Genomic DNA, 24,533 nt, shown 5'->3' with positions numbered 1-24,533 from the left:
GCCGGTCCGGATGGGGATGTTCATTCTCGCGCTGCTGCTGAGCTTCGTGCCCGCGCTGTTGTACGCGCTGCTTCTGTATTCCATCGACCGGTTCGAGAAGGAGCCCCTGCGGCTGGTCATCGGCTGCTTCCTCTGGGGCGCGATCATCGCCGCGGGCGGCGCGTTCATCGGCAACACGGCCTTCGGCCTCACGGTGTACGCGTTCACGGGCGACGAGAAACTCGCCGCCGAGCTCGGCAGCGTGCTGAGCGCGCCGGTGCTCGAGGAACTCGTGAAGGGCGCCGCGGTGCTCGGGGTCTTCCTGCGCTTCCGCCACGAGTTCGACACCGTGCTCGACGGGGTGGTGTACGCGGGCATCACGGCCCTGGGCTTCGCCGCCACCGAGAACGTGCTCTATCTCTACGTGCACGCGTATCTCGAACAGGGAACCGGCCTGATGCTCGGCACGTTCTTCGCGCGCGTGGTGCTCGCCGGGTGGCTGCACCCGATCTTCACCGCGTGCTTCGGCATCGGGCTGGCGTTCGCGCGTCTCTCGCGCGATCCGTTCACCACGCTCGCCGCCCCGGTCGCGGGGCTGCTCCTCGCGATGGTGCTGCACGCGACGCACAACGGGCTCGTCACGTACTTCAGCACCGCGGGGTGGGTGATCGCGCTGCTGATCCACTGGGTCGAGTGGGTCGCGATGGCGCTCGTCATCGCGTGGGCGCTGCTGCGCCAGCGCCGGTGGCTACGCCAGTATCTGCCCGACGAAGTGGCGCGCGGCACGCTCTCCGACGAGGAATGCCGCGCCGCGTGCTCGCTCCGCGGCAACTTCCACGCCCGGCGGCAGGGCCCGCTCGCGCGCCGTCTCTTCCGCACGCTCACGCGCCTGGCGATCTCCAAGCACCACGCGGCCCTGGGGCACACCGACGGCGCGGAGCGCCGGGTCGAGCAGTTGCGCGTCGACATCCTCGCGCTGCGGGCGCAGCGGGCCCACGGGGCCGGGTAGCGTGCGCGGACGCTAGTACGTCGCGCCGACGCGCACGGGCACCTCGGCCCGGGCGCTCGCCCGGGGCGTCGCCACCTCGAATCGCAGGCTCGCCGTCGTGCCCGTGAAGAAGGGCGGGCCGCCCCCGGCGTAAAAGACCTGCGCGCCCCCGCCGATCGAGAGAGCGTCGACGCGCACCATCGTCGGCCGCCAGGTGAACCGGCCCTGGCGCATCACGACCGACCGCACCGACAGCCCCGCGGGCAGCGTCTCGCCCTCCTGCGGGCGCAGCGTGATGTTGAGAAAGCACGGGCTCCTGGATTCGCCCGTCGGGGGCATGAAGTCGCGCCACGCCGCGGCGTCTACCAGGATCCGCTGCCCGTTGATCGACACCGACCACGTGCTTTGCGACAGCAGTTCGCGCACCGGCGCCTGCCCTTCAGGCAGCGGCCCGGCGCCGCCCGCGCCCAGCAGCCCCACCACGCACACCGGCACGATCCACACCGACGACCACCCCTGGTTCTGGCGCATCACGAGTCTCCGAGTTCACATGGTTTGGGCGGCACCGCCGTCGCCACGCGACGGACCCGAGCACGCCCCACGCGGTCGGACGCACAGCGATCAAACCGGTTCCGCCGCGGATCCGCGAAGTCGAGGCGTGCGGTCGTGCGTTCGCGCCGTATCCCCACGCCACTAAAGCGGTTGCCCCAGATCGCGAAGTAACTCGTTCGCCGCCGCCCGCGTGTCGGGCCACCGCGCAGCCTCGCGCAGCCACGGCACCGCCGCAGCCTCGTCGCCCGTCATGCCGTACGCCGCGGCGAGCGTGATGAAGATCGCCCCGCTCGCGGACGGGTTTCCGTGGGCTCTGGCCCATTCGGCGCCGGCCCGGAGCGCCGCGATCGCGTCGGCGGGCCGCCCGAGGTCGGTCATGTACAGCGTGCCCAACGCCAGGTGCGCGCGGGTGGGATCGGGCGCAAAATCGGCGGCCCGACGGAAGGCGGCCTCCGCCTCCGCGAACTCGCCCAGCGCGCGGTGCGACGTCCCCAGGCCGAGCCAACTGTCGGCATAGCGGTCGTTGAAGGCCAGGCTGCGCCGATACTGCTCGATGGCCTCGCGCGGACGCTTGGCCTTCTCCAGTTGCGTGCCGAGAAAGTTGCGCGTCACGAAGCCGTCGTGCCCGTTGGCCACGGCGTCTTCCCAGAGCGCGAGCGTCGACCCCCACAAGCCGCTGCGCTGCCAAGAGAGGGCGCCGAGGACGAGCAGCACGACGCCGCCGAAGGCCGTCGCCGCGCGCCGGGCGTGCGGCCAGCGGGCCGGCCCTTCCCTCCACACCCACGCAACGCCCGCGCCGAGCAGGATCATGACGGGCACGATCGCCAGGTACGAGTAACGATCGGCGACGAGTTGGATGCCGCTCTGCATCACCCCCAGGACCGGCGACACGACGATGGCGTATGCCGCCAGTGCGCACGCCACGCCGGGAACGCGTCGTCGCAACGCGATGGCGCCGGCGCCCAGAAGCGTCACGATCACAGCGGCGCTCGCCCATCGAGCGTCGGTCCACACGATCCGGATTGGAAGTTCGTAGAGCGCGCTCAGGTCCGCCGGCCAGAGTGTCTTCCAGAGGTAGAAGACCAGGCCGTACGCGCTCTGGGCGGCACGCTCCGCGACGCCCCACTCGCCCAGCGACTTGACGGTGCCGGGCCCGGCGGTGCGCTGGGCCCAGGAGGCGATACCCGCGAACACGAGCGCGAGGACCGCGAAGGGGATCTTCTGCGCGAGCACGCGCGCGGCGGCGGCACGACGCGACGTGACGGCCGCTCGCCACGACAGCCGGCGCAGCGGGTAGATGTCCAGGAGGATGGCCACCGCGACAAACGTGATGCCCCAGGCCTTCGCGAGCAGCGACAGCGCGACCAACGCGACGGACAGCCAGTACCACCTGGCCGACGCGGGGGCAGGTTCGGGGTGCTCCGCGCTGCGCAGATACGCGAGTGTTCCGGCGAACAGCAACGCCGCGCTGAGCACGTCGCGCCGCTCCGTGATCCACGCGACGCTCTCGACGCGCAAGGGGTGGACGGCCCACAGAAGCGCCCCCGCGGCGGCGCCGATCAACATTGCCGGATTGTGCTGGTCCGCACCTTTCGACGTTGAGGGCGCCTCGGCGTAGGCCCCGTCGTGGGGCGTCACGCGTGCCAGCACGAGCAGACGCCGCGCCAGGAGAAAGACGAGCACCGCGTTGAGCGCGTGCAGCGCGATGTTCGTCGCGTGGAACACGCGCGCGTCGAGCCCGAAGAGCGAGTGCTCGATCGCGTACGAGAGGTACGTCAGCGGCTGGTAGTGCCCGAGGTGGGCCGTGCCGAACATCCACGCGAGGTTGTCCGCGCCCAGCCCGCGCCAGGCGTCGACTTCGAGCAGGAACCCGACGTCGTCGAAGTCGGAGAACCCGCCGGAGATCGCGGGCAAGAACGGCACGAGACCGCCGATGGCGACGAGCACGCACCACCACACGATCGACGCGCGGGCACCGGCGTCCGCCGATGATCCGGCGCTCGCGAACGCCCCCGCGGCGGACGGCACACCCACCCGTCCTGACGCGCCGACCCGGCGCGCCGGGGCGCCTCGCCATTTGCGGTGTGGTGTCCCGCCTCGCATGGCGGGCATGGTACCCGAGGCCCGCGCCTCAGCGCCGGCGGCTCATCGCCCGCTGGATGTCGCGGTCGGCCTCGCGCTTGCCGATGGCCTCGCGCTTGTCGTGCGCCGTCTTGCCCTTCGCCACCGCGATGAGCAGCTTCGCGTACCCGTTCTTGAAGTACAGCCGCAGCGGCACGATCGTCGCGCCCTTGGTCTCCAGCGCCTTGGCCAGCTTCACGATCTCGCGCTTGTGCGCCAGCAGCGTGCGCGACCGCTTCGGGCGGTGCCCGAGCGCCGCGGCGGGCGAGTACTCGCCGATCTCGACGTTCAGCAGTTCCAGGTGCAGGGGGTCGGTGCGCGCCATCACGAACCCCTCGGCGAGCGACACCTTCCCGTCGCGCACGCTCTTGACCTCGCTGCCGCGCAGCAGCATTCCCACCTCCAGCGTCTCGCCGATGTGGTACTCGAACCGCGCCCGCCGATTCTCGATCGTCGGTGTGTTGTTCGGGGCCTGCGCCTTCTTCGCCATCGCGCGTTCCTACTCGAACCGCACGCGGTTGCGGATCGCCCCCACTCGCTCGATCTCGATCTCGACCTCGTCGCCGTCCTTCAGGAACACCGGCGGCATGCGGGCCATGCCCACGCCGCTGGGCGTGCCCGTCAGGATGAGCGTTCCCGCCAGCAGCGTGATCCCGCGCGAGAGGTCGCTGACGAGACGCGCGACGTCGAAGATCATGTCCGACGTGCGGGTGTCCTGCATGACGGCGCCGTTGACCTTCGTCACGAGGCGCAGGGCCTGCGGATCGCCAACCTCCGCCGCCGGCACCACGCGCGGGCCGACGGGGCAGAAGGTGTCGAACGACTTGCCACGCCAGAACTGCCCGCCCGAGCCTTCCTTCTGCCACCAGCGGGCCGACACGTCGTTCGCGACGACGTAGCCCCACACGCACGCGAGGGCCTCGTCGGCGGGGACGTCGCGCACCGGGCGCCCGTCGCGCCGGCGCCCGATGACCACGCCCAGTTCGCCCTCGAAGTCCACCTGCGGGCGCTCCTGGCACACCTTGGGCACGCGGATCTCATCGCCCGAGAGCGCGCCAGCAGCGAGGTTCTTGGTGAACACCACCGGACGCTCGGGCACGCCCTTGCCCTGCTCCATCGCATGGGCGGCGTAGTTCATGCCGATGCCGAGGATCGCGGGGATGGGCGTGACGCCCTCGGGCGCCCGCACGCCGATGCCGGTTGGGACACGCACCAGTTCCATGGGGGAAGGTAGGCGGGAGGAGGGGAAGGGAAGACCTCAGGAATGGGAAGGCAGCAGGAAGAAGGCACTCGGCATTCGGCATTCGGGAAAGGCAGCAGGAAGTAGGCGCTCGGAAGGGGGCCGGGGGCTGGGTGTTGGCGGGCGGCGCGCGGGGCTGCTAGACGACATCGATGGGGTTCGTGCGCGGGCAGAGGCCGGCGTCGGCGCCCTCGGCGAGCAGCCTCGCGATCGCGGCCCGCCCCTCGCCCGCCATGTCCTGCGTGTATCGATTGACGTACATCGCGACGTACCGATCAATGGTGGCGAGGTCAGGCTCCGGAATTCCGCTGCGCAGCGCGTTCACCCGCGCGAAGGGCACGCAGGCGCGGAGCGATTCGTCGCGATGGGCCAGCGCGTGCGCCAGCGACGCGCGGAGGCGCTCGGCGACGTGCGCGATCGTGCCGGGGCCGAAGCGCGCGTCGAGGTCGCGCTTCACCGCGTTCACGCCCAGCGGCAGCGGCAGGCCGCGCGTCTCGCCCCACCACTGCCCCAGGTCGATCGCCTGTCGCAGCCCGGCGCGCTCGAAGAGCACCTGCCCTTCGTGGATCACCAGACCGGCGTCGACCCGCCCCTCCACCACCGCGGGGATGATCGCGTCGAAGGGCGTCTCGACGAAGCGCGGGTGCGCGGGCGATGCCCCCCGCGGGCCCGCGTCGCCCCGCAGCCCCAGGCACAGCGCGAGGGTGAGGAACGCGGAGGTCTCGCGCCCGGGGATGGCGATGCGGACGTCGGGTCGATGGAGATCGTGCGCACCCGGGCCGCCGACGCGCGCGACGACCTTGGGCCCGTACCCGAGGCCGAACGACGCGCCGCACGACGTGAGCACGTAGCGATCGGCGACGTCGGCGTAGGCCCGCACCGAGAGCGCGGTGATGTCGTGCGGGGCGGGGCCGGAAGCCAGGCGATTGAACGCGGCGATGTCGCCCGGCACGCTGCGATAGACAAACCGCCCGGTGTCGATCGCGGGGCCCACCCCGTCGCCGGCGCCTCCATTCACGCCGACACCCCCCTCAACACCGACGATCCCCGTCAGCGGCCACCACATGAACACGTCGTCCGGGTCGGCGGAGTGCGCGAGCGCGAGCGTTGGTCGGTCGTCGGGCATGCCCGATCATTGCCCGCGATCGGCGGGAGCACCGGGAACACGCCAGCCGGCCCCGCACTCCGGGCATGTCACGCAGCCGTCGTCGCGCGCGGGAAGCTCGCCGAACTCGTACCGGCACGACGGGCAGGCGCGGGCCGCGATGCAGGCGTTGACGAGCGCCCGGGCATGGAGCTGCCCGAACATCGGGTACACCCACCCGAGCAGCACGATGACCGAGTACGTCGCCACGATGAACGCCCGGTTGAGCTCAGGGCCAACGTCGACGTTCATGCGGACAACAAAGAAAGCGATCCACGCGCCAAACACCACCGACATCGCGAGCGCCACCGCCCGATCCCGCGCGGTACTCTCGCGCCAAAGCCACCCGCGCGCTGGCTGGTGCGGGCGGAGTGTTCGCGGCAGCATCCTCTGGGGTACCCCGCGATCATCGTCCACGTCATACCTGCCGTACCCGCGAAAGCGCACTCTCCGCACTCCGCCCGCCATGCGCACCCCCGACACGCGCCGCCCCCGTCACGCACTTCCGAAGATCTTCATCTGGGCCGGCTCGATCTCCCATTCGCCCTCCGGATGATCCGGGTCGAGTCGGTAATCGCCGCTCCAGCAGGCGGTGCAGTAGTGCTCGGGCTTCTCGCGCATGCACGAGAGCAGCCCCGGGAGCGAGAGGTAGTGCAGGCTGTCGACGCCGAGGTACCGGCGGATGTCCTCTTCGGTCCGACCGTTCGCGATGAGCTGGCTGCGCTCGGCGAAGTCGACGCCGAAGTAGCACGGGTTGCGGATCGGCGGGCAACTGATGCGCAGATGGATCTCCTCGGCCCCCGCCGCCCGGAGCTGGTCCATCTTCACCTTGGTCGTCGTGCCGCGGACGATGGAATCGTCGACGATGACCAGGCGCTTGCCGCGTACGAGTTCGTCGATGATGTTGAGCTTGAGGCGCACCGCCGCGTTCCGCTCGGTCTGCGTCGGCTTGATGAACGTCCGCCCCACGTAGCGGTTCGGCACGATCGCCTCGCGGTAGGGCGTTCCCGCGGCACGGGCGAACCCCAACGCCGCGCTCCGCCCGCTGTCGGGCATGGGCACCACGAAGTCCACGCCCTGCGGGGGCGGGGCTTCCTTCGCGAGCGTCTCGCCCATGCGCTCACGCGCCAGTTCGACGTTCTGCCCGAAGACGCGGCTCGCGGGGTGCGCGAAGTACACGTGCTCGAACGCGCACAGCGCCGGACGCGACGCGACGTCCGCGAACCGGCGGCGCTCCAGCCCCCGGTCCGACAGCGTCACGATCTCCCCGGGCTCGACGTCGCGCACGAACGTCGCCGCCAGCACGTCGAGCGCCACCGTCTCGCTCGCCACGACGTACTGCCCGCTCTCCAGGCGCCCGATGCTCAGCGGCCTCCAGCCCCAGGGATCGCGCGCCGCTTCGATGCGGTCCGGGAACAGGAACACCAGGCTGAACGCGCCCTGCAGGTGCCGCAGCGTGGCGGCGAGCGGGTCCGGGGCCTGCTGCTGCGCGGGCGAAGCCAGCAGGTGCACGATGACCTCGGTGTCGCTGGTCGTGTGGAACAGGTGCCCCGCGCGCTCGAAGCGCGCCCGCAGGGCGTCGGCGTTGATGAGATTCCCGTTGTGCGCGATGGCCACCTGCCCGCCCACGTACCGCTCCAGCAGGGGCTGGGCGTTGCACGAGAGCGAGCCCCCGGCGGTGGAGTAGCGGTTGTGCCCGATCGCGCCCCGCCGCCCGAGGCGCTCGATGCGGGCGAGCGTGTCGGCGTCGAAGACCTCGGGCACCAGGCCCATGCCGGTGAAGGCTCCCAGCACGCGCCCGTCGCTCACGGCGATGCCGCTGGACTCCTGCCCCCGGTGCTGCTGGGCGTACAGGCCCAGGTAGGCGAGGCGGGCGCCGTCGTCGTGCCCCCAGACGCCAAAGACCGCGCATTTTTCCTTTGGCCGTTCGTACGATGCGGAGAACTGCGGCAGGTGCACGACGCGGGTCATCGGGCGATGCTAGGGCGTCGCGACGAACAGCACCCGATCATTCGGACGACGCCCTCGCGCAGCACGGGCCGGCACCGCCCCGCGTTCGCCTTGACCTTCGCCCGCCGACCCCCTTTCATTCCCTCCCTGGCATCGAAATGCCCGGATCTCACCAGCCGGCCCGAAGTCTCGGCCACCCGGCGCAGATCGTCCGCACACTCGCGGACACCCGCGTTGACGCTTCACGCCCGGTTGCGGGCATGTCGGGCGTCGGCACGGAGACGGAGGTTTCCCGCATGGCCCGGTACACCGGTCCCAAGGTCAAGTTGTCCCGTCGTGTCGGCGTGCCCATCGCCGACAACCCCAAGCACACGTCCAAGCGCCAGCTCGTGTTCCCCGGCATGCACGGCTTCCGGGGGCGGCGTCTGCGCGACTACGGCGTGCGCCTGAACGAGAAGCAGAAGCTCAAGTTCCACTACGGCGTGCTCGAGAAGCAGTTCCGGCGCGTCTTCGAGAACGCCTCGAGCATGCCCGGCAACTCCGGCGACATGCTCCTGCAGCTGCTCGAGCGCCGCCTCGACAACGTCATCCGTCGCGCCGGGCTGGCGCGCACCATCTGGGCCGCACGGCAGATGGTCGCCCACGGGCACGTGCTGCTGAACGGTCGCAAGACCGACCGCCCGAGCGCGCTCGTCGGCGTGGGCGACGTGCTGACGCTCAAGCCCAGGGCGCAGAAGCTGGCGCGCGAGGCGATGGAGTCGCTCGCGGGCTTCGAGGTGCCCGGGTGGATCGACCTCAACCCGTCGGAGCTCACGGTGCGCATCGTCGCCATCCCGACGACCGACCAGATCCCCTTCGACGTCAACACGAACCTGATCATCGAGTTCTACCGCTGAATCGCCGCGGCGGGCGCTCGCCGGGCGCCCCGCCGAGCGGTGCGTACGCTTGTCTCGGGCGATCGGACGGCGCGTCCGGTCGCCCGTGTTTCATATCCGGGCCCCGAGGCGGGCCCCAGTCGTGAGGCCCCGCGCGGATGGTCAAGGTTTTCCGCAAGAACCGCAAGTGGCTGCTCGCCGGCTTCGGCGTGCTGCTCATCACGACGTTCCTGTTTTCCGGGACCGCCGATCTCTTCAAGCCCGACCCGCGCAAGACCAAGCTCGCCGAGGCCGGCGGGCAGGTGATCTACGCGCTCGACTCGGACCAGGCGGCCCGCGACTACGAACTCATGCGCGACTTCGCGCCCGGCACGGTGGGCTTCGACCTGGGCATCGAATCCGGCCTGCACTGGCAACTGCTGGTGATGGAAGCGGAACGCGCCGGGCTCGTGGGCGAGGAGGGCGACGGCGCCGACCCCGGGTGGCTGGGACAGCTCGCCGAGACCGAGGCCGCCGCCGAGGTGCGGCTTCAGGACTCCCGGATGCCGGGCTTCGCGAACTTCGTCTTCTCGAATCCGACGTTCTTCCGCAGCCAGGTGGAGAACGTCCAGGGGCGCTTCGAAGCGGCGCGTGCGCAGCTCGTCTCCAACGCGCGCCTCTCCGAAGACCAGTTCGACCTCACGCTGGCGAAGCTGCGGGGCATCATCCGTCTGATCGATGCCTACAGCAACGCCGCCCGCCTCTCCGACCGCCAGTTGCGGGCCGACGCGTTCGACATGTTCAGCGGCACGCTCGCCGACGCCGTGATCATCCCCGCGGAGCGCATCTCGAACGAGACGCCCGCGCCCACGCCCGAGCAGGTGCAGGCCCAGTACGAGCGGTACAAGGCGGTCAACCCCGGCGAGGGCGAGCACGGGTTCGGGTACGTGCAGCCCCCCCGCGTGAAGCTCGAGTGGCTGGAGCTCTCGCGCAACGCGGTGGGCGCCGCGGTGACGCTCGACCCCGTCGAGGTGAGCCGGCACTACCAGAAGAACCGGGGCTCGTTCCCCGGCGAGTACGACGCCGAACGCGCGAACGTCGAGACGGCGCTGCGCAACGCGAAGGTCGACGAGATCGTCAACCAGTTCGACTCGATCTACAAGTCGCGCCTCAAGAACGCCGCGCGCGGGCTGCCCACCAACAACTTCTACAAGGTGCTGCCCGCCGACTGGGCCTCGCGCGGGCCGACGCTCACCGCCCTGGCGGCCGACGTCGCCAAGACCGTGTCCGAGCTCACGGGCGTGCAGGTTCCCACGCCCACCGTCACCGCCCGCATCGCGCAGTGGACGCTCGTCCGCGACGCGCGCCTGCTCCCGGGGATCGGCGAGGCGGTGCTCGCCAGCCCCACCCGGCGCGTGACGTTCGAGCAGCTCTTGGGCGCCACGCACGAACTGAGCCCCGCCGCGGCCCTGGGCCTGCAGGCCGGGTTCCCCTTCGACCAGCATCTCACCGCGCCCGACGGCGATCGCTTCTACCTGCACGTGCTCGAGGCGCGCCTCCCCTCGCCCCCGGATTCCATCGACGAAGTCCGCGCCGAGGTCGAGCGCGACGTGCGCCGCAAGTGGGCGTACGACAAGCTCGTGTCCGAGGCCCCCACCTACCGCGAACTCGCGACCTCCGCCGGGCTGGCGGCGGTGGGCGAGCTCTTCGCCAGGCCCGCCGATGGCCCGCTGCCCGCCACCCCCGGCATCGCGCCGATCTCGAACCTGCAGATCTCGCGCCGCATCGTCGGGGGTTCGCGCGACGCGGCGTCGCTCGACATTCCCGAGGTGCGCGACGCGATCATGGACGGCGTGAAGCGCCTGGGCTTCACCGTGGCGCCCGACGCCTCGAATGTCAGCGCCCGCACGTTCGTCATCCCGCTGCCCAAGTCGCTGAGCGTCGGCGTCATCCAGGTGACCTACCCGGTGCCCCTGACGCAGGAGAGCCTGCGCTCGGTCTCCGAGAGCGGGCTGCGCCGCCTGCTCGCGCAAGAGGCGACCGCGGCGACGGCGCAGATCTCCAACGCGTTCTCGCTCGAGGCGGTCAAGGCGCGCCTGGCGTACCGCGATCTTCGCCCCAAGGGCGAGATCGAGGGCGGCGAGCCGGACCCGACCGTGGACGCTCCGCCGGCCGACCCCGCGCCGACGCCCGCCGGCTGAATCGCATGGCACGCACCGAGCGCGACACCCGCCAGCGACGCGTCATCCAGGCCGTCATCGCCAAGGCCGGCGTGCCCCTCTCGCCGCGCGAGATCCTCGCGCACGCGCAGTCCGAGATCGACACGCTCGGGCTGGCGACGGTGTACCGCACGCTGAAGCTGCTGGCGGAATCCGGGCAGATCGCGCAGGTCGACATCCCCGGCGGGCCGCCCCGGTACGAGCTCGCGGGCAAGCACCACCACCATCACTTTCACTGCCGTTCGTGCGGCAAGGTGTACGAGGTCGAGGGCTGCTGCGGGCACTTCGACGACCACACGCCCCCGGGGTTCGAGCTGGAAGGGCACGAGGTGCTGCTCTTCGGGCGCTGCGCCGCGTGCGCGCGCACCGCGCGCGGCGCGGGCGTGCGTCGCGGCGTCCGCCGGCGCTGATCGCTGCCCGCTCGACGGCGCGGGCGAACCGGATGCACGAACCGAAAAAAAATCGCGCGCGCGCGTGAGCAGCGCGCCGCAAGGTCGCTCTCATCGTGTCGCGATTTTTCTCTGATTCGCGCGTGAGGATCGGAGCGGGCCGTCGCTCCGTCCGTGCCGCACAACTCGCAGGCCCCCGGAAGGCCGAGGCACCGTCGCCTCCGCCGATCGGACCCGGACCACGAGTCGTGCGGCACTGGAGAATCAGAGATGTTTCGTGCACCCCTCCGCATGTCGGCGCTCGCCCTTGGTCTGACGGCCGGTCTCGCCGCCGCCCAGCCCGCGACCCCCACGTACTCGTTCACGTACACCGATGCAACCACCGGCGACAACGCGTTCATCGCCGGCGGGTTCCGGTACTACACGATCGACCCCGGCGCCGACCGGTACCAGAACGACATCTACGAGCGTCCGATCGCGCAGGCGTTCCAGCTCGTCGGGGCGAACTACGCGAGCGAGGAGTACCACTCGTACGTCGACGTCGAGCGGGCCCGCCTCGGCTGGGACGCCAACTACCTGTACGCGTCCATCGATCTGGTCGGGCTCGAGAAGCGCACGAAGGACGGCGTCAACTCCATCGAGGGCCTGAAGGCGAAGTACCTGCTCCGCATCGGCACCGACGCCGACGGGCGCAACTCGTGGTACTTCATGGCCGACGAGCCCGGCTTCGCCGGCACCCCCAGCACCGTCTTCACCAACGCCAAGACCGAGGGATGGAAGGACACCGACCTCGACGTCGGCGGGCGCGGCGGGCCCATCCACGGGCAGCCGGGCCCCTCGGGCGTCAACGTCACCAAGGTCCAGAACCCGCTCGAGGAGTTCGGGATGAACGGCTACGACGCACAGGTCATCCTCAGCGACGGGATCTTCAACGGCGGCGCCGGCCAGCTCGTCATGTGGCAACGCGTCAGCCCCGCCGACCCCACCGTCGTCGAGATCGCCATCGACTACGTCAGCCTCGGCCTCACGCAGGTCGACCTCCAGAACCTCCGCTTCGTCGACTTCGCGGCGGTCGCCGGCGGGCCCGCCGGCCCCGAGAACGGGCTCTGGAACGACAAGTACACCGGCATCGAGGCCGGCAGCCCCAACCTCGGCATCGGCACCGACAACGAGTTCGGCACGCAGGGTCTGGGCACCATCTACCTCGCCGACAACGTTCGCGGCACGGTCGCGCCCATCTGCGATCCTGACTTCAACCAGGACGGCAACGTCGATCAGGACGACATCCTCGCCCTTGTGACCGCCATCGGCGGCGGGCCCAACCCGGCCGGCTTCGACCTCGACTTCAACCGTGACGGCAACGTCGACCAGAACGACGTCAGCGCGCTGGTCGACGTCGTCGGCGGCGGACAGTGCCCGTAATGCCCAACGCCCCCCTCCAAGGCCGCTCTCTTGCGAGCGGCCTTTCCGCAGCGGTCCCCGCTCGAACTCGGGCGGGGGCCGTGTTTTTGTCCGGGCGGGCCGCCGGGGTGTTCTGGTTCACGGCGGCGCGTGCGCGCGAGGCGCCACGCATCTAAATGGATACCGCCGGCCCTGGCGGCGCCGACCCCCACGATCGGCGCGCACCGGGACCGGCGGTACCCCACACCTCAGAGCGGAGGACACCCGCACGGCGCACGGACGCGGGAGGAGAACCGCCCGACGCGCACGGCGAAGCGTCCCCCGAGTTTCCCCTCCGGACGACCTTCCCGACCTACAAAGCGCAGCACGTTGCCAAGACCGGAAGGAACTTTTCGCACAATTCCCGGTACTATGGCGGGCACATGCAGGAGGCGCGGGAAAATTCCGGTGTTTCACCTTGGTCCGAGCTCCGATCGCCGGATGTGGCGCAGGAACTGCGCCGCCTCGCAGCCGCGCTCTTTCGCAGCGAGCCGCTCGGGCACACCCTCCAGCCCACGGCCTTGGTGGGCGAGTTGTGGGTGCGCCTGCTGAAGTCCGGGCGGACCGGCTTCGCCAGCGAGGCGGAGTTCTACACCTGGGCGACGACGGTCATGCGCCGAGCCCTGATCGACCACGCGCGGCGTCGGCGGGCGCGCCGTCGGGCCGGCGCGGTGCATCGCCTGGATGACGCGGGCGAAGTACCCGCGTCCGAGAACGGGCGCGAGGACGTGTGGGACGACCTGGAGGCCGCGCTCAGCGAACTGGCCGAGGCGGATCCCCGCTCCGCCCGGATCGTGGAGATGCGCTTCTACTTGGGGATGGAGGTCGAGGCGATCGCGACGGTGCTGGGAGTCTCGTCGCGCACGGTTCGATCGGACTTCGCTGTGGCGCGGGCGTGGCTGCGGCAGCGACTGAGCGAGACACGCGATGGACGTCGGCAGGTTTCAGCAGGTTCGGAGCATCGTGGCACGGGCGATTGAGGCGCCCGCGCACGCGCGCGACGGGCTGCTCGAATCACTCGCCGGAGACGATGTGCAGTTGCGCGACGACGCCGCGTCGCTGCTGCGCGACGCGTTGCGCGCCGAGCAGGAAGGGTTTCTCGAGCCGCCGGAGCCCCCGTCGACGCCGGCGGCCCGACGCGTGCACGTCGGAGACCACCTGGGCCCGTACGAACTGGTGGAGGTGCGCGGGGTCGGCGGGCTGGGGGTGGTCTACCGGGCCCGCCAGCGCGCGCCGATCGAGCGCGACGTGGCGGTGAAGGTGCTGCACCGCCCGCACCCCACGCCGCGCGAACTGTTCCGCGTGGAGGGGGAGCGGCGTGCGATGGCCGCGCTCGACCATCCGGCGATCGCGAAGGTGCTCGACGCCGGTGTGACGCCCGACGCGCGTCCGTTCACGGTGGTGGAGTACGTGCCGGGCGTTCCGGTGACGACCTATGCCGAGGAGCGACGGCTGGGGTGGCGTGAGCGGGTCGAGATCATCGTCGGCGCGTGCGAGGCGCTGCATCACGCGCACCAGCGCGGCGTGATCCACCGGGACGTGAAGCCGGAGAACATCCTGGCCTTCGAGCGCGACGGGCGGACGATGGTGAAGATCGTGGACTTCGGCTCGGCGCGCCTGGTCACCGATGCGGGGCGCGCCACGGCCGAGGGCGGGGGCGTGCCCGGCACGCTCGTGTACATGAGCCCGGAGCAGTTGCGCGGAGAGGACGTCCCCGACACGCGGACGGACATCTACGCGCTGGGACTGATCCTGTACGAACTGCTGGCGGGGCAGCTCCCCTGGCGCGACGTGCGGGCGTCGGTGCTCGAGGCGATGTCGCAGATCGGTCGCGTGACGCTGGCGGAACTGCGCGAGCCGACGGGGACCTCCGGGCGCGACCTCACCGGGGTGTGCCGCTGCGCCACCGCCGCTGACCGCTCGCGCCGGTACGAAACGATGGAGAGCTTCGCGGCGGATCTGCGCCGGGTGCTGCGGGGCGAGACGGTGAGCGCACGTGCGCCGTCGGCGTTCGAGCGTGCGGCCCGGACGTGCCGGCGTCACTGGCGCCGGCTTTCCGTGGGGATCGCGGTCGCCTCGCTGGGCCTGGGGCTCACGGCGTGGGCGCTGGCCTCACGGCGCGAGGCCACGCAGCGCCGAGAAGAACTCGCGGACACGCTGGAGAAGGTGAACTCGGGCGTTCTGGGACTGCTGGGGAACCTCAGCGGCGCCCGCGACACGCGACGACAGATCGCGCGCACGCTGCTCGAACCCCTGCAGCGCCTCGAAGCCTCGGGCAAGGGCGATGATCGCACGCGCCTCGCGCTCGCGGCGGTCACGGGGGTGATCGGCGATCTCGAGGAAACCGACTCGCGTTACTCGCATGCGCACGCGCACTGGGTCGAGGCGGAGCGGCTGCTCCGCAGGGTGGCGGAGGAGCGCCCGTCCGACATCGACGTGCTCCGCCGGCACGCGACGGCCGTCGTCCGCATCGGCGACAGCGTGCACAACATGGCGAACACGCGCGACCCGGCGGAGCGGTTCCGCACGCGGGAGCAGGCGCGGCTCGAGGTGCGCACCCGCTACGAGGCGGCGCTGGGGATCCAGCAGCGGGCGCTCGAGCTCAGCCCGGCCCATCCCGGCGTGCTCGACGACGTCTCGTACTCGTATGCGCGGCTGAGCGAACTGGCCTATCTGATGGGCGACGAGGCGCGCGCCGAGGAACTGGTGCGCCAGCGGCTGGACCTGTCCGTGTCGCTGGCCGCCGCGCACCCGGCGAACTCGATCCATCGGTACGGCGTGGCGAGCGCGCGGGGTCAGTTGGCGGTGATGCTCACGCGTCTGGGGCGGGCGGACGAGGCGTTGCCGATCGCGCGCGTGGCCGTCGAGGAATCAGAGGTGTTGGCGAGCGGCGAGCCCGGGAACTTCACGTACCAACTCCAGCGGCACTTCGCGCGCTCGTGCCTGTTCGAGGCGCTGCGCGATTCCGGCGACACCGAACAGGCGCGACGCGAGGCGCGCGCGATCCTCGACGAACTGCAGCGCATCGAGCGTGAGAACCCGGAGTGGCGGTGGACGCCGGAGAGACTCGACCGGTTTCGGCGCGAGGCCGGGCTGGACGACCCCGAGCAGCCCGCGCCCGTGCCGCCCGTAGACTGACGCGGGCCCCGTGGCGGAACGGCAGACGCAGCGGACTTAAAATCCGCTTCTCGGCGACGAGAGTCCGGGTTCAAGTCCCGGCGGGGCCATTCCCGCCGCTCCGCCGCATGATCGACCCCGCCGCACAATCTCTGGCTCTCTCGCTCGGGGTCAGCGCGCTGATCACCGTCGGGTGCAAGCGGCTGCGGCTTCCCGCGCTGCTCCCGCTGCTGGGCGCGGGGCTGCTGCTGGGCGTGTCGGGGGCGGGGGTGGTGAACGCCGAATCGCTGGGGCCGGTGCTGAAGGCGATCATCACGGTCGCGATCGGGCTGCTGATCTTCGAGGGCGCGCTGCACCTGAACCGCGTGGAACTCTCGCGTGCGCCGCGCGCGGTGTGGGGGCTCCTGACGGTCGGGGCGGTCGTGACATGGGTGGGCGCGGCGGTGGGTGCGCACGTGGTGCTCGGGCTGCCCTGGCGGATCTCGATCCTGCTGGGCGCCACGGTGATCGTGACCGGCCCGACGGTCGTGCAGCCGCTGCTGCGACTGCTGCACGTCTCGCCGCGCCTGCACACGGTGCTGGCGGCGGAGGCGGTGCTGATCGATCCGATCGGGGTGATCGCCACGATCGCGACGCTCGAGGTGCTGCGCCTGTCGGAGGTGCTGGGGCCGGACGCGAGCCTCGCGGGCGAGGCGCTGCGGCGTTTCGCGGTGCCCCTGGTGGGCGGGGCGGGGGTGGGTCTGGTGATGGGGATGCTGGGGTACGCGCTGCTGCGTGCGGCGGACCGCGCGGGCCGCCCCGACCCGCAGTCGCTGAACCTGCTGGCGATCGGCGTGTGCATGACCTGCGTGGGCGTGGGCGAGGCGGTGACCGCCGAGGCGGGGCTGGTGGCGGTGACGATCTGCGGGGTGATGATGGCCCGCGCGCGCGTGCTGGGCGCCACGGAACTGCGCGCGTTCAAGGAACTGCTGGCGGTGATCCTGGTGGGCACGCTGTTCGTGCTGCTGGCGTCGCGGTTCGACGTGGCGCGCCTGGGGTCGCTGTCGTGGCGCGACGGCGCCTTCGTGCTGCTGCTGGTGTTCGTCGTGCGCCCGGCGTGCGTGTTCCTCTCCACCATCGGGTCCGTGCTCACGCTGCGCGAGCGCATCTTCGCCGGCACGTTCGCGCCGCGCGGGATCGTCGCGCTCTCGGTGGCGGCGGTCGCGGCGGCGGAACTGCGGGGCGGCACCCCGGCGCCGGAGGGCGACGCGCCGCCCTCCGACGCGGAACGTCTCGAACTCATCATGTTCACGGTGATCGCCGGCACCGTGCTGCTCGCGAGCACGATCTCGCCGCTCCTGGTGCGCCTGCTGCGCGTGCAGGCCGGCGAGGGGCGGGCGCTGATCCTCGTGGGCGGGCATTCGCTCAGCATCGCGCTCGCCAAGCGGCTCGCGGCGCACGACGTGGCGACGCGCGTCATCGACACCAACGACTCGCGCGTCGCCTCAGCGGCGCTCGCGGGCGTCAACGCCATCGAGGGCGACGCCACCGACGCACGCTGGATGGACGACGTCGGCGCGCCGCCCGACGCGGGGTGGCTGCTCGCCTGGACCGGCAATCCCGATGTCGATCGCTTCGCCGTCCGGTGGGCGGCCGAACGATTTGGCCCGGCCCACGCGGTGCTGTGGTCGGCGACGCCCGTCGGCGGCCCGCCCTCCGGGGGCGACATCGGGTGGGGCGAGCCCATCGGGGCGATGCTTCGGGATCCGCCCGACGAGCGCGGCCGAGAGCCGCCCCGAACCCGCGCCCCCGCCCGGCCCCGATGGAATGCGCACGGCCCCGGCGTCTGACGCCCGGGAAACCGAGTGACAACGCCGAGCGCGGCGGTATGCTGCGCCCGCGCGGGACGGGCACACACCCGGACCCGCGCCGGAGGGGCCGATCATGAGAATCTTCGCCGCGTTCGCGTCGCTTGCGGTCTGCGCGGGTGCGCTCGCCCAGAGCCTCGCGTTCACGTATCAGGGTGAACTAAAGAGCGCCGGACAGCCCGCCAACGGCGTGTACGACATGCAGTTCCGCCTGTACGACGACGCGCAGGAGGGCGCGAACTCGGCGTCGGCGTGCGCCGACAACGTCAACGTGGTGGATGGGCGTTTCACGGTCGTGATCGACTTTGCGCAGCAGTACGCGAACACCTCGCCCCGATTCCTGGAGATCGCCGTGCGTGCGGACTCCGGGCTGTCGTGCGCGAACCCGTCGGGCTTTACGACGCTGACGCCGCGCCAGCCCCTCACGGCGGTGCCGCGTGCCGCGGCGGCGAGCGCCGCGCTGATGCTGGCCGCCCCGGACGGCGACCCGGCCCAGGCGGTCGTCGTGGACAACGTCGGACGCGTGGGGATCGGGACGCTTGTTCCCCAGGCCCCGCTGCACGTCAACGGGTTTATCCAATGGGGCGGCGCGGGCTCGCTCTTCGCGTACAACGGCGTGGACGACAACGGCGGATTCATCGAGCAGCACGGGACAAAGCCCGTGAACAGCCGGCTGCGGGTGCAGAGCTCTCGTAACGGCGATTTCGTGAACTACACGCAGCTCAACATCGACCCCGCCGCCGGATTCTCGCTCGTCTCGCTCGGCAGCGGCAACGGCAACGTCGGCATCGGCACGACCAATCCGGTCGCCCTGCTCGACGTGCGCGGGAACGCGGCGATCTCGGGCAGCCTGGGTCTTGGGACGACCACCCCGACGTCCAAGCTCGACGTCCGCGGCAACGTCAAGCTGGGCTTCAGCTCGGAGTTCTTCGCGCCCGGGGGCGTGGAGAACCTCCGGATCATTCGCGGCACGGTCGCGTCCAACGGCGCCGTGCTGGAGGGGCTCGGGTTCTCCGTCCTCAACGACTTCACGGGCGGGTATCTCATCACCTTCTCGACCCCGTTCGCGGACAACCCGACCGTCACGGCCACCGGCGACATCGCCCAGGGCTCGGTGCGCCCCACCGCGTTCTTAAATACGGTCAGCCCGTCCGCGGCGCGTGTGTTCCTGCGCCGGGCCGACGACTCGGACTTCGTGAACGGCAGGTTCCACTTCATCGCCATCGGCCCGCGATGAGGGCAGCCGGATTGCTCACTCCTCGTCGATCCGCACCGGTTTGAAGCCGCACTTGAGGTTGTGTTCCTTGCAGAAGTCGTAGAAGCGCTTCGACACTACGATCCCCCCACTCGGCCAACCCTCGTATGTGCGGGCGAAGTCAAACTCGGGCACCTGACGAAGTTCGCTCCGCAGGAAATGAAACTCCACGTCGTCGAAGCCCGGCTCGCGGATGACGAGCCACTTCGCGTCGCGGGGGCCCGGCCCTCCGTCCTTCCCCCTTACTTTGGAGAGGTAGGGCGAGACCGGCGGCAGCGTGATCAGCGGTTCGATCGTCCACCAAGGCCCCCCGATCTTGGATGTATCGGCTTCCCGAGTCGGATCGTCGTCCGGATTCGGCGTGTTTTTCATGACCCGGAGCGGAGCAACGTCGAGCCCGCGAAACTCGGCTGACTGGAGGGCCAGCCGGATGCGTTCGGGGACCATGATAATATCGCCATGCAGACTTCTCGCGAACTGTACTCCTTTCTGAAGCCGCGCACGCCGGACGTAATGAGTTGATCCGGCGTACTCCGAATCCGCCACCGTCTCCGGCCACACCTGCAGCAGCTCCAGCCCTTCGAAGTCCGAGTCCTCGTACTCGCGATATCGGGATAGAGAATAGAAGTTCGAGTAGTCACGCCGGCTCTCGCCAAACTTCCTTGGCACGATGCCGGCCGCTCTAAGGATTTCCACAATCTGTCTGGCGCGTGGGTCTGATTCTAGGATGCTCATACGAAACATCCCTCGAACAACATCGCCTTCGGGGGCGAGACTTATAATCGACCGCACTACATCTGCAGGATGATCCTTGTCGTTAATGCCTTCAAATCGAACATATATTCTCATAGCGGCGGCAACAATTCAATATTAGACATTCGCAGCCAACGATCTGCTTCGCGGGCCAACGTTGTGTAATCAAAGCTGCCATCGCCGGGATGGCGTCGCTGCAGCTCTTGTAATGATTCCCGCACCTTGTTTGCGTATGCATCGACATCTGTCGGCGGGTCACCCGACTTGATCAGCCCCCTTAGAATACTGTGATACTCCCTGTGGAGGGCCTTGTCCATCGGGAAGCCGGGCATCAGGTCCTTGATGCGTTCGAACTCGGCGTTGACGTCGGCCCGTTGAGCCGGCGTCAACGATGAAAACTCCGCCTCGTATCGCTTCCGCGCGATCATCTCCTTGAGTTCCTTCAGCGGCACGACGTGGTGCCCGTCGAGTTCCGCGTCGCCCAGGAACCCCGCCCGGAAGTCGTCGGGGTGGGAGCCATGCCGGTGCGCCAGCAGCTCCTTGATCTGCGCGACCGACGGCGGCTTCCCCTCGTTGAACGCCTCCATGACGGCTCGCTCCGCCGCCGACTGCACTCGACAGGAGTTACCCGAGACCCCGTTACCCTACTCGATTCTTCCGTCCCCCGTCTCGCGGCCCCTTGCGGGTGGACGAGTTGGCCGCCTCTCCCGGCCTCGCCTACCATCTCGGCCCATCGCCATTCGGCCTCACGGAGGCCGTCCCCGGGTGTCCGGGCAAGGGTTGCGCGACGGGGTTGTACTTGCCGGCATGGCCGGCGTCGGGAGTAGATCAATGGTCCGTATCCGCATGCAGCGTCTGGGTCGCCGGAACCGTCCGTTTTACCGCATCGGCGCGATGGATCAGCGCACGCGGCGCAACGGCCCGCTGATCGAACTCCTCGGCACGTACGACCCCGTCGAGAAGGACCCGGCCAAGCAGGTCACCCTGAACGAAGAGCGCGTGAAGTACTGGATCTCCAAGGGCGCCCAGCCCACCGACACCGTGCGCGACATGTTCGCGAAGCGCGGACTGGTGGACGTGCAGGCGTGGGAGAACGACCGCGCGTTCGACCGGCGGATGGTCGAGAAGAACATCGCCAAGGCCGCGGCCGAGGGCGAGAAGAAGGACGAGAAGAAGGCCTGATCCCGCCGGCGCAGGCGTAACCCGCGTCGGCCCGTGCGGCGGGCCTCATGCGCATCGACGTTCTCACCACGTTCCCCGAGATGTTCGGCGTCGAGCCCCCCGCGGCGCTGGGCGTCAGCATTCCCGGGCGGGCGGTGCGCGCCGGCAAGGTCTCGATCGTCGCGACCGATATCCGCGCCTACGCGGACAACAAGCACCGCAAGACCGACGACCGCCCGTTCGGCGGCGGGCCGGGCATGGTCATGATGTGCCAGCCCGTGTGGGACGCGGTGCACGCGGCCGAGGCGATGGACCCGCGCCCGGCGCGCCGGATTCTCACCACGCCCCAGGGGCGCCGGCTCGATCAGTCGCTGGTCGAAGAACTGAGCACCCTGCCGCGCCTGCTCGTCATCGCGGGGCATTACGAGGGGCTCGACGAGCGCGTGATCGACGCCCTCGAGCCGCTGGAACTCAGCCTGGGCGACTACGTGCTCTCCGGGGGCGAACTGGCGGCGATGGTGCTCATCGACGCGGTGGTGCGCCTGCTGCCGGGGGTGCTCGGCGATGAGGACTCCGCGGGCGAGGACAGTTTCGGGGTTTGTTCACCCGGCCCCAGCGCGGGCGAGCCGACGCGTCTGCTCGACTGCCCGCACTACACCAAGCCGCGCGAGTGGAACGGGCGCGTGGTGCCGGACGTGCTGCTGAGCGGCGACCACGGGAAGATCGCGGCGTGGCGGCGGGAGCAGCGCGTGGCCCGCACGCGGTCGCGGCGGCCCGATCTGCTCCCCCCGGGCGCGTAGCGGGCGCGAGGCACGCGACCGGCGCGGGTTCCCCGCCTACCATCCCCTCCCGCGTTCCGCGGCATTTTCGAGGGCCTGCCATGACGTCGCTCATCATCGAAGAGATCAACAAGTCGCAACTGAAGTCCGGGCTGCCGAACTTCCTGCCCGGCGACACCATCAACGTCTACTTCCGCATCGTGGAGGGCGACAAGGAGCGCGCCCAGATGTTCCAGGGCGTGTGCCTCTCGCGCCACGGGCGGGGCATCAACGAGATGGCCGTCGTGCGCAAGATCGTCGACAGCGTGGGCGTGGAGCGCATCTTCCCGCTGAACTCCCCGCTGGTCGCGAAGGTCGAGATCGTGCGCCGGGCGGACGCGCGGCGTGCGAAGCTCTACTACCTGCGTGACCGGCTGGGCAAGTCGCGCCGCCTGCGCGATCAGCGCCGCGGGATCAAGCACAACGCGACGGACGGCGTGCCGATCCCCGGGCAGGACGCGGCGGCGCGCGATCTCAAGGCCTCGACCAAGGCCGCCGCTGCCGAATCCGCGAAGGCCTGAGCCAAGAGCACCGGCCATCGGCGCGGACGCGCGGTGCGGGGCACCGCGTTCCGGGCTGTTGCTGCGCCGCTCTGGCTACCACGTGACGACGACTTTGCCGAACTGGTCCGCGGACTCGAGCCGCTCGTAGGCCCGGCGCGCGTCGGAGGCGGGGACCACGAGGTCCACCGCCGGCGCGAGGGCCCCGCGCCGGAAGAGCGACGCCACCTCGCGGAACTCCTCGTTCGTCCCCATGGTCGAGCCGAGCAGTCGGAGTTGATTCCAGAAGATGCGGGCGAGATCGGTGGTGGCGTCGGGCCCGCTGGTGCAGCCGGGCGTGACGTACACGCCGCCCCGCGCGAGCGACTTGATGCACGCCAGGTGCGTCGCCTTGCCCGAGGAATCGACCGCCATGTCGACGCCCCGCTTGTTGGTCCACGCGCGGACGTCCTTTGACCAGTCCTGCCCCGCGTCGAGCACGCCCACATCGGCGCCGAGTTCCTTTGCGCGGTCGAGCTTCCACTGATGGCGGCTGGTGACGGCGATGCGACAGCCGATGTGGCGCGCGATCGCCAGCGCGCTCGTCGCGACCCCCCCACCGATGCCCGTGATGAGCACGCGCTGCCCGGGTTTGAGCTCGCCCTTCGTCACGATCATGGACCACGCGGTGAGGGCGCACAGGCCGAACGCCGCGGCCTGCACGGGGTCGGCGTCGCCGACGTCGGCGAGGTTCGCGACGGGCGCGGAGAAGCGTTCGCGGAGCATGCCGTCGTGGTGCTCGCCGATGAGTTCGTAGTTGGGGGCGAGGGCCGCGGCGGGCGGATCGTCGGGGTGCTGGCGGTCGGGCACGCGGAGGGCCGCGTTCACGATGACGCGCCGGCCCAGCCAGGCCTTGTCGACGCCCTCGCCGAGCGACTCGACGATCGCGCAGGCGTCGCAGCCGGAGACGCGCGGGTAGGTGAGTTCAAGCCCCGGCACGCCCCGCCCGACCCACAGGTCCATCTGGTTGAACGCGCTGGCGAGGGTGCGCAGGCCCACCCATCCCGGCGCGGGCGGGGCCGGATCAGGCCAGTCGGTGCGGAACTCGATGTTGGGCGCGACGGGCTGGCCGCGCTTCGTGACGACGACTGCTCGCATGGAAAAAGTGTACGGCAACGCCCGGCGCATCCCGCCCGTGTTCGAGCGGGGCTGATCGGGGGCGCGCCGGACCGGTCAGAACTTGCTGGGGAAGCTGGGGAGCGTGGTGTAGACGTTGTCGGCGTTGAAGTCGTTGATGACTTCGCCGCCCGCGCTCACCTGCACGCCGACGCGACCATCGGGCCCGGCGGAATAGAAGTACGGGCGGTTGCCGACGCACGAGCCGCCGTCGCTGTCGGCGAACTGCTGGGCCTGCGTGGGCGTGGGAGCAGTGTCGCGGGCGTTGCGCCGGATGCGGGCGATGGCCCAGGTCGTGTTCGGGCGCGGCGCACCGAGGACGAGGTCGACGTCACGTGCGGCGGCGGGGTCGGGCGAGGTGTTCGTGGGGTCGTCCGTCATCAGGCCGTCGAACGACGGGTGCACGTACCGCATGGGGCGGCCCCAGGCGTCGATGGCGGTCGAGATCGCGGGCTGGCGGTCGGGGTTGCGGTCGGCGTCGTAGACGGCGGAGAGCTTGGAAGGCAGGGCCGAGAGGTTCTTTTGGGCGTTGACCGAGCCGCGCAGCTTGACGACGGACTGGCTGTCGGCCGCGGGGTTGACCTGCGTCATGAAGAGCCCCACCGAGTTGATCATCTGGTTGCCCTGGGGCGAGGCGGCGGTGTCGTTGTCGCTCATGTTGCGCGCGTCGGCGACGGGGAGGAGCACGTTGCGGTACTGCCCCGGGTTCTGCGTGACGCGCGGGTCGGGGACGTAGGCGATGGGGATGTCGCCGTTGTCGGCGATGTAGGAGGCGAGGGTGCTGTCGAGCACGCGCAGGCCGTCTCGCGTGAGGGACGAGCGGGCGTTGGAGGTGACGGCGGAGCCGACGACGACGACGAGCGCGACGAGCACGGCGATGATGCCGATGACGACGAGCAGTTCCATGAGGGTGAAGGCACGGGGACGTGGGCGTGCGCAGGGCATACCAAGCTCCGATGTGGCGCGTCGGAATGAGCGCGCGAAGAGGCCGGGGACGCCCCCATCCCCGGTCATTCTACGTACGCGGGGCGGGGGCGGATGCCTCGGCGGG

At 70.5% G+C, this 24,533-nt stretch carries 23 protein-coding genes and 1 tRNA gene; 13 read left to right on the top strand and 11 right to left on the bottom strand.

The annotated features are described in order from the left end of the window. The first annotated feature begins 10 nt into the window (after positions 1 to 10). Positions 11 to 988, top strand: a complete 978-nt coding sequence (locus SFY69_00970) for a PrsW family intramembrane metalloprotease (protein MDX2130605.1) — start codon at positions 11 to 13, stop codon at positions 986 to 988. A gap of 12 nt (positions 989 to 1,000) precedes the next feature. Here SFY69_00970 and SFY69_00965 read toward each other — a convergent pair whose 3' ends face one another. The 7 genes from SFY69_00965 to purF all read right to left on the bottom strand — a co-directional run bounded on the left by SFY69_00965 (position 1,001) and on the right by purF (position 7,995). After that, entirely contained in the window at positions 1,001 to 1,498 is a 498-nt protein-coding gene (locus tag SFY69_00965) for a hypothetical protein (protein ID MDX2130604.1), read from the bottom strand. Between the two features lie 162 nt (positions 1,499 to 1,660). After that, entirely contained in the window at positions 1,661 to 3,547 is a 1,887-nt protein-coding gene (locus SFY69_00960) for a tetratricopeptide repeat protein (protein MDX2130603.1), read from the bottom strand. A 103-nt stretch (positions 3,548 to 3,650) separates the two neighbouring features. Next, positions 3,651 to 4,130, bottom strand: coding sequence for an SsrA-binding protein SmpB (gene smpB / locus SFY69_00955; protein ID MDX2130602.1), 480 nt, complete (start codon positions 4,128 to 4,130; stop codon positions 3,651 to 3,653). Positions 4,131 to 4,139: 9 nt separating this feature from the next. Next, entirely contained in the window at positions 4,140 to 4,862 is a 723-nt protein-coding gene (locus SFY69_00950) for a fumarylacetoacetate hydrolase family protein (protein MDX2130601.1), read from the bottom strand. 157 nt (positions 4,863 to 5,019) lie between these two features. Next, positions 5,020 to 6,006 (bottom strand): MqnA/MqnD/SBP family protein, encoded by a 987-nt coding sequence (locus SFY69_00945; GenBank protein ID MDX2130600.1) that lies wholly within the window; start codon positions 6,004 to 6,006, stop codon positions 5,020 to 5,022. 6 nt (positions 6,007 to 6,012) lie between these two features. Continuing rightward, a complete protein-coding gene (locus SFY69_00940) occupies positions 6,013 to 6,276 on the bottom strand; it encodes a hypothetical protein (GenBank protein ID MDX2130599.1) in 264 nt (87 codons plus the stop codon). Positions 6,277 to 6,519: 243 nt separating this feature from the next. Continuing rightward, positions 6,520 to 7,995: an amidophosphoribosyltransferase gene (gene purF / locus SFY69_00935; GenBank protein ID MDX2130598.1), complete on the bottom strand. Its 1,476-nt coding sequence runs from the start codon at positions 7,993 to 7,995 to the stop codon at positions 6,520 to 6,522. Positions 7,996 to 8,270: 275 nt separating this feature from the next. Here purF and rpsD point away from each other — a divergent pair, with 275 nt between their 5' ends. From rpsD to SFY69_00890, 9 genes are all read left to right on the top strand, one after another. Further along, a complete protein-coding gene (gene rpsD, locus SFY69_00930; GenBank protein MDX2130597.1) occupies positions 8,271 to 8,870 on the top strand; it encodes a 30S ribosomal protein S4 in 600 nt (199 codons plus the stop codon). A gap of 137 nt (positions 8,871 to 9,007) precedes the next feature. After that, positions 9,008 to 11,029 (top strand): hypothetical protein, encoded by a 2,022-nt coding sequence (locus SFY69_00925; GenBank protein MDX2130596.1) that lies wholly within the window; start codon positions 9,008 to 9,010, stop codon positions 11,027 to 11,029. 5 nt (positions 11,030 to 11,034) lie between these two features. Next, the gene (locus tag SFY69_00920; protein MDX2130595.1) at positions 11,035 to 11,457 is read left to right on the top strand and encodes a transcriptional repressor; all 423 of its coding nucleotides are present in this window, start codon (positions 11,035 to 11,037) and stop codon (positions 11,455 to 11,457) included. Between the two features lie 249 nt (positions 11,458 to 11,706). Then, positions 11,707 to 12,858, top strand: a complete 1,152-nt coding sequence (locus SFY69_00915; GenBank protein ID MDX2130594.1) for a hypothetical protein — start codon at positions 11,707 to 11,709, stop codon at positions 12,856 to 12,858. Positions 12,859 to 13,319: 461 nt separating this feature from the next. After that, positions 13,320 to 13,856, top strand: a complete 537-nt coding sequence (locus SFY69_00910) for an ECF-type sigma factor (protein MDX2130593.1) — start codon at positions 13,320 to 13,322, stop codon at positions 13,854 to 13,856. Further along, complete coding sequence (locus SFY69_00905; protein ID MDX2130592.1) at positions 13,840 to 16,014, top strand: protein kinase; 2,175 nt, start codon at positions 13,840 to 13,842, stop codon at positions 16,012 to 16,014. The genes SFY69_00910 and SFY69_00905 overlap by 17 nt, the downstream gene beginning before the upstream one ends. 4 nt (positions 16,015 to 16,018) lie before the next feature. After that, positions 16,019 to 16,103: transfer RNA gene (locus tag SFY69_00900), tRNA-Leu, on the top strand. Positions 16,104 to 16,121: 18 nt separating this feature from the next. Beyond that, positions 16,122 to 17,822, top strand: a complete 1,701-nt coding sequence (locus SFY69_00895; protein MDX2130591.1) for a sodium:proton antiporter — start codon at positions 16,122 to 16,124, stop codon at positions 17,820 to 17,822. Between the two features lie 94 nt (positions 17,823 to 17,916). Continuing rightward, on the top strand, positions 17,917 to 19,077 hold the full coding sequence (locus SFY69_00890; GenBank protein ID MDX2130590.1) for a hypothetical protein: 1,161 nt from the start codon (positions 17,917 to 17,919) through the stop codon (positions 19,075 to 19,077). Between the two features lie 15 nt (positions 19,078 to 19,092). Here the strand turns inward: SFY69_00890 and SFY69_00885 are convergent, their stop codons facing one another. Together SFY69_00885 and SFY69_00880 are read right to left on the bottom strand one after the other, a co-directional pair. Next, a complete protein-coding gene (locus SFY69_00885; protein MDX2130589.1) occupies positions 19,093 to 19,830 on the bottom strand; it encodes a hypothetical protein in 738 nt (245 codons plus the stop codon). A 110-nt stretch (positions 19,831 to 19,940) separates the two neighbouring features. Continuing rightward, positions 19,941 to 20,435, bottom strand: coding sequence for a hypothetical protein (locus tag SFY69_00880; protein ID MDX2130588.1), 495 nt, complete (start codon positions 20,433 to 20,435; stop codon positions 19,941 to 19,943). Positions 20,436 to 20,679: 244 nt separating this feature from the next. Between SFY69_00880 and rpsP the strand changes: the two genes are divergently transcribed. From rpsP to rplS, 3 genes are all read left to right on the top strand, one after another. After that, complete coding sequence (gene rpsP / locus SFY69_00875; protein ID MDX2130587.1) at positions 20,680 to 21,030, top strand: 30S ribosomal protein S16; 351 nt, start codon at positions 20,680 to 20,682, stop codon at positions 21,028 to 21,030. Between the two features lie 47 nt (positions 21,031 to 21,077). Beyond that, on the top strand, positions 21,078 to 21,809 hold the full coding sequence (trmD, locus tag SFY69_00870) for a tRNA (guanosine(37)-N1)-methyltransferase TrmD (protein ID MDX2130586.1): 732 nt from the start codon (positions 21,078 to 21,080) through the stop codon (positions 21,807 to 21,809). Positions 21,810 to 21,889: 80 nt separating this feature from the next. Next, positions 21,890 to 22,348, top strand: a complete 459-nt coding sequence (gene rplS, locus SFY69_00865; GenBank protein ID MDX2130585.1) for a 50S ribosomal protein L19 — start codon at positions 21,890 to 21,892, stop codon at positions 22,346 to 22,348. A gap of 75 nt (positions 22,349 to 22,423) precedes the next feature. Here the strand turns inward: rplS and SFY69_00860 are convergent, their stop codons facing one another. Together SFY69_00860 and SFY69_00855 are read right to left on the bottom strand one after the other, a co-directional pair. Beyond that, positions 22,424 to 23,464: a zinc-binding dehydrogenase gene (locus tag SFY69_00860; protein MDX2130584.1), complete on the bottom strand. Its 1,041-nt coding sequence runs from the start codon at positions 23,462 to 23,464 to the stop codon at positions 22,424 to 22,426. Positions 23,465 to 23,539: 75 nt separating this feature from the next. Continuing rightward, the gene (locus tag SFY69_00855; protein ID MDX2130583.1) at positions 23,540 to 24,427 is read right to left on the bottom strand and encodes a prepilin-type N-terminal cleavage/methylation domain-containing protein; all 888 of its coding nucleotides are present in this window, start codon (positions 24,425 to 24,427) and stop codon (positions 23,540 to 23,542) included. Positions 24,428 to 24,533: the final 106 nt, after the last annotated feature.

Source organism: Planctomycetota bacterium, assembly GCA_033763975.1.
GTDB lineage: Bacteria > Planctomycetota > Phycisphaerae > Phycisphaerales > UBA1924 > RI-211.
The sequence above is the reverse complement of the archived record's forward strand: the minus strand, read 5'-3'. Positions and strand labels throughout refer to the sequence as shown.